This window comes from Polaribacter sp. Hel1_33_78 (genome assembly GCF_900106075.1).
Classification (GTDB): Bacteria; Bacteroidota; Bacteroidia; order Flavobacteriales; family Flavobacteriaceae; genus Polaribacter.
On record NZ_LT629794.1, the window covers coordinates 112,306 to 124,443 of the forward strand.

12 protein-coding genes are annotated in these 12,138 nt (G+C 30.4%); 9 read left to right on the forward strand and 3 right to left on the reverse strand.

All coding sequences use genetic code 11. The annotated features are described in order from the left end of the window. Positions 1-22 precede the first annotated feature (22 nt). Genes pheS through BLT88_RS00570 form a run of 3 tightly spaced genes read left to right on the forward strand, consistent with a single transcriptional unit; the run spans position 23 to position 1,726 of the window. Positions 23-1,042 carry a phenylalanine--tRNA ligase subunit alpha gene (gene pheS / locus BLT88_RS00560; protein ID WP_091952300.1) on the forward strand — a complete coding sequence of 340 codons (1,020 nt, stop codon included), beginning with the start codon at positions 23-25 and terminating at the stop codon, positions 1,040-1,042. Beyond that, a complete protein-coding gene (locus tag BLT88_RS00565) occupies positions 1,042-1,299 on the forward strand; it encodes a hypothetical protein (protein WP_091952302.1) in 258 nt (85 codons plus the stop codon). Before pheS ends, BLT88_RS00565 begins: the two co-directional genes overlap by 1 nt. 31 nt (positions 1,300-1,330) lie before the next feature. Beyond that, on the forward strand, positions 1,331-1,726 hold the full coding sequence (locus BLT88_RS00570; RefSeq protein ID WP_091952304.1) for a hypothetical protein: 396 nt from the start codon (positions 1,331-1,333) through the stop codon (positions 1,724-1,726). A gap of 40 nt (positions 1,727-1,766) precedes the next feature. Here BLT88_RS00570 and BLT88_RS00575 read toward each other — a convergent pair whose 3' ends face one another. Beyond that, positions 1,767-3,242 carry a Na+/H+ antiporter NhaC family protein gene (locus tag BLT88_RS00575; protein ID WP_091952306.1) on the reverse strand — a complete coding sequence of 492 codons (1,476 nt, stop codon included), beginning with the start codon at positions 3,240-3,242 and terminating at the stop codon, positions 1,767-1,769. An 81-nt stretch (positions 3,243-3,323) separates the two neighbouring features. Between BLT88_RS00575 and glpK the strand changes: the two genes are divergently transcribed. The 6 genes from glpK (at position 3,324) to BLT88_RS00605 (ending at position 9,482) form a co-directional block, all read left to right on the forward strand. Continuing rightward, entirely contained in the window at positions 3,324-4,808 is a 1,485-nt protein-coding gene (glpK, locus tag BLT88_RS00580) for a glycerol kinase GlpK (protein ID WP_091952308.1), read from the forward strand. A 107-nt stretch (positions 4,809-4,915) separates the two neighbouring features. Then, positions 4,916-5,575: a hypothetical protein gene (locus tag BLT88_RS00585; RefSeq protein WP_091952310.1), complete on the forward strand. Its 660-nt coding sequence runs from the start codon at positions 4,916-4,918 to the stop codon at positions 5,573-5,575. After that, a complete protein-coding gene (locus tag BLT88_RS00590; protein WP_091952312.1) occupies positions 5,565-6,617 on the forward strand; it encodes a sensor histidine kinase in 1,053 nt (350 codons plus the stop codon). Before BLT88_RS00585 ends, BLT88_RS00590 begins: the two co-directional genes overlap by 11 nt. Continuing rightward, positions 6,614-7,285: a LytTR family DNA-binding domain-containing protein gene (locus BLT88_RS00595; protein ID WP_091952314.1), complete on the forward strand. Its 672-nt coding sequence runs from the start codon at positions 6,614-6,616 to the stop codon at positions 7,283-7,285. Before BLT88_RS00590 ends, BLT88_RS00595 begins: the two co-directional genes overlap by 4 nt. Before the next feature lie 2 nt (positions 7,286-7,287). Next, a complete protein-coding gene (locus tag BLT88_RS00600) occupies positions 7,288-7,830 on the forward strand; it encodes a pyridoxamine 5'-phosphate oxidase family protein (RefSeq protein WP_036784602.1) in 543 nt (180 codons plus the stop codon). 5 nt (positions 7,831-7,835) lie between these two features. Then, positions 7,836-9,482, forward strand: coding sequence for a glycerol-3-phosphate dehydrogenase/oxidase (locus BLT88_RS00605; protein ID WP_091952316.1), 1,647 nt, complete (start codon positions 7,836-7,838; stop codon positions 9,480-9,482). A 4-nt stretch (positions 9,483-9,486) separates the two neighbouring features. Here BLT88_RS00605 and BLT88_RS00610 read toward each other — a convergent pair whose 3' ends face one another. Both BLT88_RS00610 and BLT88_RS00615 read right to left on the reverse strand, forming a co-directional pair. Continuing rightward, entirely contained in the window at positions 9,487-10,830 is a 1,344-nt protein-coding gene (locus BLT88_RS00610; RefSeq protein ID WP_091952318.1) for a kelch repeat-containing protein, read from the reverse strand. A gap of 36 nt (positions 10,831-10,866) precedes the next feature. Then, positions 10,867-12,135 (reverse strand): MFS transporter, encoded by a 1,269-nt coding sequence (locus tag BLT88_RS00615; RefSeq protein ID WP_091952320.1) that lies wholly within the window; start codon positions 12,133-12,135, stop codon positions 10,867-10,869. Positions 12,136-12,138 lie beyond the last annotated feature (3 nt).

Consider the following 12,138-nt stretch of genomic DNA (forward strand, 5'->3'; position numbering starts at 1 on the left):
TTGCATTCTAATTAAGTTTAAAATGTTAGATAAAGTAAAAGAACTTATTGGTGATGTAAAATCATTTAATGCAACGACTAAAGAAGAAGTTGAAGCCTTCAGAATTAAATACCTAGGAAGCAAAGGTTTGCTAAAAGATTTATTTTCTGAATTTAAAAATGTGGACGCTAAATTGCGTAAAGATTTTGGGCAAGCATTAAATAGCTTGAAAAAGTCGGCAGAAGTAAAAGTTGCTGAATTAAATGATGCGTTAGAAACTGCTGGGGAACAAAAAGGTGTTTATGGAGATTTAACGCGTCCTTCAGAACCTATTGAGTTAGGCTCACGTCATCCTATTTCTTTGGTAAAGAATCAAATTATTGAGGTTTTTAATAGAATTGGCTTTACCGTTTCTGAAGGTCCAGAAATTGAAGATGACTGGCATAACTTTACAGCCTTAAACCTTCCAGAATATCATCCTGCAAGAGACATGCAAGACACTTTTTTTATTGATAAAAATCCTGATACTTTATTAAGAACACACACTTCTTCTGTACAAGTCCGTTACATGGAAGAAAATCAACCGCCTATTCGAACAATTTCTCCAGGTAGAGTTTTTAGAAACGAAGACATTTCCGCAAGAGCGCATTGTATTTTTCACCAAGTGGAAGGATTATATATAGATACTGATGTTTCTTTTGCTGATTTAAAACAAACACTTTTATACTTTACAAAAGAGATGTTTGGAAAGTCTAAAATACGTTTACGCCCCTCTTATTTTCCATTTACAGAACCAAGTGCAGAAGTAGATATTTATTGGGGGTTAGAAACTGAAACAGATTATAGAATTACAAAAGGTACTGGCTGGTTAGAAATTATGGGTTGTGGTATGGTCGATCCTAATGTGCTAAAAAATGCAAATATAGATCCTGCAAAGTATTCTGGTTATGCTTTTGGAATGGGCATAGAACGTATTGCCATGTTGCTATACCAAATTCCGGATATTAGAATGTTTTATGAAAACGATAAGCGTTTCTTAGAGCAATTTAAATCTGTGATATAATGAACTATTTTTCACAGTTTTGGGATGAAAATAGGGAGGATGAATATGTAAGCTGGGGAACTTCCACTTGGCTTTTTGAAACGAATGAGTCTGACGTAATTCTTAAACAAATCACTGTTTACAATAACGAAAAAATTTTAAAATATAGCACCGAAAAACTTAGCGACAAATTTGGTAGTTTAAGTGATCAAAAACTCACTATTGACGACTGTGATGGTGAAGTCATCTCTAAAGAAGATTTCTATAAAGTTTGGTAATTATATAGACCCTGAAATCAATTCAAAACACATGAAAAAAGATATACATATTCCTGTTGTTTCAGATATAGAAGTTGCAGTCGTTTATGAATACAATGATATTTATAAAACAGATGATTGGAATGTATATATCATCAATAATAAAAATATTGCTGTAAAAATGATGGTGATTGTTTCTCAAGGTTTTTCTGAGACAAAAACCACTTCTTTATTACGTAAAAAACTAGACAAACTTCCTGCAAATTCTTTTGCTAAAATTGAATTAATACAGCCTGACTTATTTAAACTCAACAATCGTTTTCAGGTTACATTCTTCGAAGGAAATACCTTGTATGAAAAGACCTTCCTTTTTAAAGAAAATACAATTAAAGAAGGCACGCTACGTATGATTCCTGAAATTAAAAAACGGGGTATTTTAGCGGTTTAATATTAACTCCTAATTCTTCTTTGGAATGACAGTATATCTATCACCCAAAAAAACCAATAATCAAATACAAAATTGTAGTAATTATTCCACCGATTAAGGCATAAGGTAATTGTGTTTTTACATGGTCTATATGATCACTTGCAGAAGCCATAGAAGAGATTATAGAAGTATCCGAAATTGGTGAACAATGGTCTCCAAAAATTCCTCCTCCTAAAGTGGCTGCAACCACAATTGTTGCATCTGCTCCGTGAATATTTGCCATCGGAATTGAGATTGCTAACATAATTGCAAATGTTCCCCAAGATGTTCCTGTAGAAAATGCAATAAAGGAACTAATTATAAAAACAACTGCTGGTAATAATTCTGGCGACAACCATTCTTTTGTAGCGTTGGCAACATAAATACCTGTCTCTAATTCTTTACAAGCATCACCAATTGCAAATGCCAACAACATTAATAAAGCTAATGGCATTAACTCGCTAATTCCTTTTAAAGTTAAATTTACAGCTTCTTTTGGTCTCATAATTCCCTGTATAAAACACATAATCATAGCTACCAAAAGGGATGTGATTACTGCGTATAAAACAGATGAAGAACCAGAGCCTTCTCCAATTGCAAGTGACGCATGATCTAAAAATGAAGTAGCTGTTTTTACAGCATCCCAACCTGTATATATTAAGTTGATTGGCATCATCAAGACCATTACTAAGAGCGGAACAATCATGTTATACGCTTTTGCCTCTATTCCTTCTTTTGGCGGAAATGAAGTAACGGCATCAGAAACCATTGGCTTAGAGTTTGCATTCATCAATTCACCTGTTTCTTTAGTTCTTTTCTCGGCTTTTTTCATTGGCCCCCAATCTTTCTTTGTAAGGATTACAATAAAAACAGTTGTAATTGCTAAAAGAGGATAAAAGTTATATTTAATAGAAGCCATCATCACTGAAAATGGTTTTTCTATTCCTTGTGTTAATAGAAGTCCCATAATAAAAGCTCCCCAAGCATTAAAAGGAATTAAAATAGACGAAGGCGCAGAGCTTGAATCTGCTATATATGCCAACTTTTCTCTTGGTATTTTAAGCTTGTCAAAAATTGGTCTGTATAAAGTTCCTACCGTTAAAGAGCTAATACTTGTTTCAACAAACAATAACAACCCTGTTACGGTTGCTAATACTTGAACCATTACTCTACTATAACCTGTTTTTTTACCTTCTAACTTTACTAGTTGCCTGTTTAAAATATTGATAAACCCTTCTACTCCTCTAGAATATTGAATAAAAATTAACAAAGCACCTACTAAGGCACTAAACATAATTGTTCTTGTGTTTCCTTCAGATTGAAAGACATTTACCATGCCTTCAATCATTGCTAAACTTCCTGTTAATGGGTTCCAGTTTTCAATAATCAACCAAGAAAACCAAATTCCAAATAACAAAGCAATATAAACTTGTTTGGTTCTTAGCGCTAAAATAATAGCCAGAATTGGCGGTATTACTGACAAAAATCCATATTCCATAAAAAGAGTTTTTATTTTGTTAAAGGTAATAATTTATATACATGTTATTTCGTAAATTGTAAATCCTATTTTTAATTATCGATGTCCAAAAAATATATTTTAGCGTTAGATCAAGGAACTACAAGTTCACGCTCAGTAATTGTTGATGAAAAAGGAACTATTATCGCTATGAGCCAACAAGAGTTTCCTCAAATATTTCCAAAATCGGGTTGGGTAGAACACGATGCTTTAGTCATTCTAGAAACGCAGTTATCCACCTTAAAAAAGGTAATACAAAAAGCGAATATTAATCCTATACATATTGTTGGATTAGGAATTACAAACCAAAGAGAAACGACCCTTGTCTGGGATAAAAACACAGGAAAGCCTATTTATAATGCCATTGTTTGGCAAGATAAAAGAACCGCAGGTATTTGTGAGGATTTAAAGAAAAAAGGATTAGAAAATCATATAAAACAAACAACAGGTTTGGTTGTTGATGCTTATTTTTCTGGAACAAAAATTCATTGGATATTAGAAAATGTAGAAAATGCTAGAGAAGAAGCAGAGAAAGGAAACCTCCTTTTTGGAACTATAGATTCTTGGTTGTTGTGGAATTTAACGGATAAAAAAGTCCACGCAACAGATTATAGCAATGCATCAAGAACCTTAATTTTTGATATCAAGAATTTATGTTGGGATGAAAAATTATTATCAGCACTAAATATTCCAAAATCGATGTTACCGGAAGTAAAACCATCTTCTTTTCATTTTGGAGATTTTATTTTAGATGGTCATACAATTCCTATTGCAGGAATTGCTGGAGATCAACAAGCTGCTCTTTTTGGACAAGCGTGTTTCAATAAAGGTGAAGCAAAAAACACATACGGAACTGGTTGCTTTTTATTAATGAACACAGGAACTGAACTACAATTTTCTAAAAATGGTTTGCTCACCACAATTGCTTGGGGAATTGATGGTAAAGTATATTATGCTTTAGAGGGAAGTGTTTTTGTTGCGGGTGCCGCAATTCAATGGTTAAGAGACGGATTAGAAATTATAAATTCCGCAGAAGAAAGTGAGTTATTTGCGCAAGAAGTTGAAGAAGAAAACCCCGTTATTGTTGTTCCTGCTTTTGCTGGTTTAGGAGCTCCTTATTGGGATATGTATGCACGAGGAGCTATTTTTGGTTTAACACGTGATACAGGAAAAAATCACTTAATAAAAGCAACTTTGCAGTCTCTAGCGTATCAAACTAAAGATTTGCTAATTGCCATGCAAAATGATGCAGAAACTCCGTTAACTTCTTTAAAGGTAGATGGTGGCGCTTGCGCAAATAATTTATTAATGCAATTTCAAGCTGATATTTTAAATACTGTTGTAGAGCGTCCAAAAAATACTGAAACCACAATAATGGGAGCCGTTTATTTAGCAGGAATTTGTGTGGGTTTATGGAGCCAGCAAGATATTGAAACAGACAAGAAAGTAGATAAAAAATTTACTCCAAATATGTCTCCTGAAAAAAGAGAGCGTTTATATAAAAAATGGCTAAAAGCAATTGAGCGCTCTAAAAACTGGATAGATTAACATCAAAACTAACTTTCATCGAGAAAAAAATAGTATTTATCTAAATTCTTTTTAAAAGATTTGAATCTATACTTCATTTGTATCAAATAATTTTAAATTTGATAATCATGAAAATTAGAAACACAATTTTAGTCATTGCAAGTATTCTTTTATTAAGTTCTTGTGTCGTAAAGTCTTTAAATCCTTTTTACACTAAAAAATCGATTTCTTTTGATAAGCGTTTTATTGGTAAATGGACAGATTCGAAAAAAGGTGTTTGGACTGTAATTCCATTTAAAGATGAAATCACGAAAGACAACCCAATTGAAAAGATGAAAATGGAAGATTTACAATTGTACAAAGAATATAAAAACAGTTATTATATTCAACGAGAGTTCAAAGGTGAAGAAGCTTTATTTATAGCAACTCCTTTTAATGTAAACAATCAAACATTTTTAGACTTTTACCCATTAGAATATCAAGACGATATTAACAATCTTCTACAAAAACATTTAATATATACGCATAGTCTAGTGAAATATGATGTTTCTCAAAGCGGAGAAATAGAGATAAAATGGTTAGACGAGAAAAAAGTTGAATCTCTTTTTAAAAATAAGAAAATAAAAATTGAACACAAAAAGATTGGTGTTTTAAAAGAAAATTTTTTACTAACTGCGTCTTCTAAAGAATTAAATAAATTTATAGAAAAATACACAAAATCTAAAGATGATAATAAATGGGATACCTCAACAAAATACACTTTAACGAAAACAAGTGATGCTGAATAAATCAAGCTTAGAAAGAACACACTCTCATAATAAAGTAGTTTTTAATACTATATTATGGGTTTGTTCCTTTATCATACTATTATTCTTATTTTCTGGAAGAATAACTCCAGAGAAAATTGATTATATCTATACCATTTGCTTTGTAATTACTCTAATAATCCCTGTTTCTATCAACCTCTATTTTTTAATTCCAACCTATCTCAAAAAAGAAAAAAACATTACTTTCTCTGTATTTTTTATACTTAATCTAATCGTTTTTTCAGAATTAAATGCGTTATTTTTCGAATTAATAGTAAATACTTTTTTTAAAGATTATTATTTTATCAGTTATCATAATACAGTTGAAATCTATTTCATCTTTTTTATCTTTTTCACACTTTCTAGCTTATCAAAATTAGCAGAAGAATGGGTTTATCTAAATCAGGTTGAAAACAAGGCTTTGAAAGCCCAAAAGCAAGAAATTGAAAATCAATTGTATTATTTAAAAGGACAAATAAACCCGCATTTTTTATTCAATTCCTTAAATGTATTGTACTCTTTAGCCATCGATAAAAAAGAAGAAATCACCAATGCTATTTTACAATTATCAGATATTTTAAGATATGTTATATATGATGTTGAAACCGACAAAATTCCTCTAAACAAGGAAATTGATTTGATTAAAAACTACATTGCTTTTGAAAAAAACAGACATATAAAAAACTCTAAAATCAGTTTTACATACAACGTAAATGAACAATTAGAAGTTTACCCAATGTTATTGTTACCAATAATTGAAAACAGTTTTAAGCATGGTTTAAAAAGCGGGGTAAAAAACCCTTTTATTAATATTGATTTACATGAAAACAATAATCGACTAACATTTAAATTATCAAATAATTTTAAGCAAAAGAATACTTTAGAAAACGGAAACTACAATGGTATTGGCTTAAAAAATATTCAGGAAAATTTAACTTTAATATATCCTAATAATCATACATTTAAAACTGAGATTAATGATGGTGTTTTTAGTGTAAAACTAACTCTAGAATTAAAAAAATGAAAATAAGTTGTATCATAATTGATGATGAACCATCTTCTCAAAACGTCTTAATATCTTTTATCAATAAAATTGATTACCTAGAGTTAAAACAAGTTTGTAATGATGCGTTAGAAGCCTTAGAATATTTAAAAAACAATGCGATTGATTTGATTTTTTTAGATATTAATATGCCTCAACTTTCAGGCATCTCTTTTTATAAGTCGTTGCAAAAGCCGCCTAACGTAATTTTTACAACTGCCTATTCTGAATATGCAATAGAAGGTTTTGACTTAGATGCTTTAGATTATTTATTAAAACCTTTTTCTTTTGACAGGTTTGTTAAAGCTGTGTCAAAAACCAAAGACCTAAAAGCTAATTTTAAAGAAAGTATTGTTATAAAATCAAATAAAAAATTACATCAGGTTAAAATTGAAGATATACTGTACTTAGAAAGTATTGGAGATTATATAAAAGTTCATATAAATAATAGTTATTTAATAACCTATAAAACCTTAAAAGGTATGTTTGAAAAACTTCCGAAATCTAATTTTAAACAAGTGCATAAATCATTTGTTATCAACAAAAAAAAGTTGGATTATATTGAAGGAAATACTGTAATAATAAATTCAAATAAAATACCTTTAGGTCAGAAATTTAAAAAAGATTTTTTAGATAATTTTACTTCATAATTATGTCTAAATTTTATACTAAAATTACATCACGACTTCAAAAATTTATTGAAGCACAAAAGATTTTCTTTATAGCCACAGCGCCTAATTCTGGTAGAATAAATTTATCTCCAAAAGGGATGGACTCTTTTAGGGTGATTAATGAAAATCGAGTTTTGTGGTTAAATGTTACTGGAAGTGGTAATGAAACAGCAGCACATTTAAATGAAAATAAAAGAATTACTATTATGTTTTGTTCTTTTGAAAAAGTGCCAAATATTTTACGTTTGTATGGGAAAGGAAAAGAGATTAAACCAAATGATGCAACTTGGAATAAAGTAATTTCTTTGTTTTCAGAAACTCCAGGAACACGTCAAATATTTGATATCACTATAGAATCTGCACAAACTTCTTGTGGCATGTCGATTCCGTTTTATGAATTTAAAGGAGAGCGAAACGATTTAAATAATTGGGCAGAAAACCAAGGAGAAGAAAATATAAAACAATATTGGGAAGACAAAAACCAAACAAGCATTGATGGTTTACCAACAAACATTTTAGAATAAAAAACATGAAAAAATTTTCATTTTTTAATAGAGAACGTATCACCAACGATTTACAAGCTGCAGAATTTGATTTACTAATAATTGGTGGTGGAATTACAGGTAGTGGAATTGCTTTAGACGCTGCTTCCAGAGGGATGAAGGTCGCTTTGATTGAAAAAAACGATTTTGCTTCTGGAACTTCGAGTAAATCAACAAAACTAATTCATGGTGGTTTACGCTATTTAAAACAATTTGACTTTTGGTTGGTAAAAGAAGTTGGCACAGAACGTGCAATTGTGCACAAATTAGCACCACATTTAGTGATCCCAGAAAAAATGATTTTACCTTTAATTGATGGCGGAACTTATGGATCTTGGCTTACCTCAGTAGGTTTAAAAGTATATGACATTCTAGCTTCTGTAGAAGGAGAAGACAAACGAAAAATGCTCACTAAAAAAGAGGCCTTAGAAAAAGAACCTTTGTTACCAAAAAATATTTTAAATGGTGCAGGTTATTACGCAGAATACAGAACTGATGATGCTCGTTTAACCATAGAAGTCTTAAAAACAGCCTTAGATTATAACGCAAAAATCATCAACTATACAGTAGCTAAAGAATTTATCTATGAAGATAATAGAGTTGTTGGCGCAAAAGTAAAAGACACTCTTTCTGGTAACGAATTTAATATAAAAGCCAAATATGTAGTAAATGCCTGTGGTCCTTGGGTTGACGAATTACGTCAGATAAATCACTCAAAAATTGGGAAACGTTTGCACCTTACAAAAGGAGTTCATTTGGTTGTTGCTCATGATAAATTACCTGTAAAACAATCTGTTTATTTTGATGTTCCTGATGGAAGAATGATGTTTGCAATTCCGCGAGGAAAAGTCACTTATTTTGGCACTACAGATACTAATTATCAGAAAGATAAAAACCATGTAAACACAACTTTAGTAGATGCAATGTATTTAATTTCAGCAGTTAATAATATGTTTCCTGAAATTAATTTAAGTCTTGAAGATGTACAATCTTCTTGGGCGGGTTTGCGACCTTTAATTCATGAAGAAGGAAAATCAGCTTCAGAATTATCTAGAAAAGATGAAATTTTTGTTTCTGATACTGAATTAATTTCTATTGCTGGCGGAAAATTAACAGGCTACAGAAAAATGGCAGAACGTATTGTGGATTTGGTTACAAAAAAACACAAACGCCGTTTTGAGAAAGAATTTGATAATATTAAAACAGAAGAAATTGTACTTTCTGGAGGAACTTTTAAAGATTCTAGCGAAGTAAAAAGCTATACAGATGCAATTTATAATAGAATTGCAGAAGTAGATTTCTCTGAAAAAGATGCTGAATATCTAGTTTACAATTATGGAAAACAAACAGATTTAATCTTAAAGAAATTCGATGAATTAACTGATGAAAATCAGCAAGAAAAAATGATAAAAGCTGAGGTTTGGTTCACTGTAAATTACGAGATGGCTTGCACACCAACTGATTTTTTTATGCGAAGAACAGGTCGTTTATTTTTCGATACGCATAGTGTAAATATGTATAAAGATTTCGTGTTTACTGAATTTGAAGATTACTTTTCTTGGGATAAAAAAACATCCAAAAAATATCAACAAGAATTAGATCTTCAATTAAAAGTCGCTACAACTTTTGAATAAACTATTAAAAATGAAGTTTTTTAATTTTAAGTGGTTTTGTTTTTGAAAACACTGAGACATCAATAGTATAAAAACCATTTGAAGGAAATTTTCTAAATTCTTCTACTTGAAAACCTCCAATAAGATAGATTTGTTCATTTAGAAAATGCATACCCAAATCTTCTAAATTTAAATCTATTTTGTATTCTTTAAGGACTCTTTTTTTAGGATTAAAGGTTATAAATTTTCCGTCTTCATATAGATAAATAAATTCTTCATCCTTTGTAATCGCAGGTTTTTTCATACCTCTAAAAAGGTCTCCTTCTTTTTTCCACTTTCCGGTTTTTAAGTTAAATGATTCAATTTCTGTTAAATTTTTTCTATTGAAACCACCAAACAAGTATAATTTATGATCGAAAACAATACCTGTAACTTCTTTTCCTTTAGACATTTTAGATAGTAAATACCAATAACCAGTTTTTAAATCGTAAAAATGTATATCATCTGAAAACTTAACTTTTCCGTTTTCATATTGCTTAATAGAGCCTCCAAAAACTAATACTTTATCATCATAAAGTACTGAACCAAAATCTACCGCTTGATGAGGGTTTACTTCATCTTTCTTTATCGATAAATCTTTTAAAGAAAGGTGTTCTATTTGATTTGCAAGTAATTCTCTTGTCTTATTTTTAGACATTTTTTTGCCTCCAATTATAAGAACAGTATCCTTGTAACAAATTACGTTATGGTACCCTCTTTTTATCGTTTTGGCTTTTTTAATTTGCCATTCTTTTGTATTAATATCATACAACTGGATGTCTCCTGAATAATTATGAAAACTAATAGGCTTAGGCTTTGTTAAGAATTTCATTATTTCTGCTTCATCACTGAACTGAACCTGACTCAATCCCTCTTTGTTTTTTTCGTAAAGACTTGAAGCATCTCCTCCAAAAATGTAAATTTTAAAATCGATTATAATAGATCCAAAAGAATAAACGGCCCTTGGTAAATCTTGTAATTTGCTAAAATGGATTGTATTTTTAAGTTTCCTGTTTACATTAATTTTTATACCCGCCAAGGTTTCTTGTTTTTCCCTTAGAAAAATTATTAAGGTTGGACTGTTTTTGTTATAAACAATTTCTTTTGTTTCATATTTGAGATGAGAAACAGAAAAGGTAATGCTCTTTTTTTTATTTAGCTGTATGGAAAACTCCCCTTTTTCGTTTGTATACGTCGTTTTATTTGCAAAAAAAACATGAGCTCTCTCAATAGCTGTATTTGTGTCAACATCTAAAACTTTTAATTTAATTTTTTGTGAAAAACTGACTGATGAACAAATTAAAAAAAAAAGGGTACAAATTTTTTTCATGAAATATTTTATTCTCTATGCATCAAAATTTGAAGATTACTCTTCTTTTTCATGTTTTTTAATATCTTCCGTTAAATCTAAGTTTCTTATCGTTGGACTTAGGGCTCCAGTAGCAATTACCGTAATTAAAGTCATGGATCCGCCAAAAACTACTGCTACAACAGGGCCTAATATTTTAGCAGCTAAACCACTTTCAAAGGCACCTAATTCATTAGAAGAACCAACAAACATTGAATTTACAGAAGAAACTCTACCCCTCATTTCATCAGGCGTTTTTAATTGTAGAATCGTTTGACGAATTACCATAGAAATTCCGTCTGCTGCACCACTTATAAATAGCGCTAAAATACTTACCAAAAAAATAGATGACAATCCAAAGGCAATAATACTTACTCCAAAAATGAAAACAGAAATCAGCATCTTTTTCCCTGTATTTCTATTAATTGGAATGTAAGTTGTTAAAAACATAGTAAGGATACTTCCCATAGAAATGGATGCATTTAAAACACCGAAACCTTCAGGGCCAACTTTTAAAATATCTTGAGCAAATACTGATAAAATTGCAACAGTTCCTCCAAATAAAACAGCAATCATATCTAACGATAAAGTTCCTAAAATTGCTTTATTTTGAAATACAAATTGCACGCCAACTTTTAAGCTTTGCATAATTGGCTCACCAATTTTTGTGTTTAAAATAGGCTGCTTTTTAATTTGAAAAAGAATAATAAGTGATAAAATTACAAGAATAAAAACTAAACATAGGGTCTTGTCAACACCTATCCAACTAATTAAAAAACCACCAAAAAGCGCTCCTGAAACTGAGGCTGTTTTCCATGTACTTGTACTCCATGTTGCTGCATTATGGTATATTTTTTTAGGCACAATTAAAGCCACTAAAGAGAAAATTGTAGGCCCAAAAAATGAACGTAAAAAGCCACCAAAGAAAACCAAACCATAAATTGAATAAAGAATTGAATTTGTAGACCAACTACCAACAATGTTCTTAGAGGTTAATAAAAATAACCCTAGACTAATTAATGAAAAAGCACCAGTACAAATTGCTAACAAATTTCTTTTTTCTTTTTGATCTACAATGTGACCTGCAAATAACGCCATAGAAAAAGCAGGAATAATTTCCATTAAACCTATGATACCTAGTGATAATGGGTCTTTTGTGAGGCTATAGACTTGCCATTCGATTACAATAAATTGCATAGACCAACCAAATACTAATAGAAATCTTACCAATAAAAAAATATTAAATTCCTTTATTCTTAAGGCTGCATACGGATCGTTTTTAGCCATTTT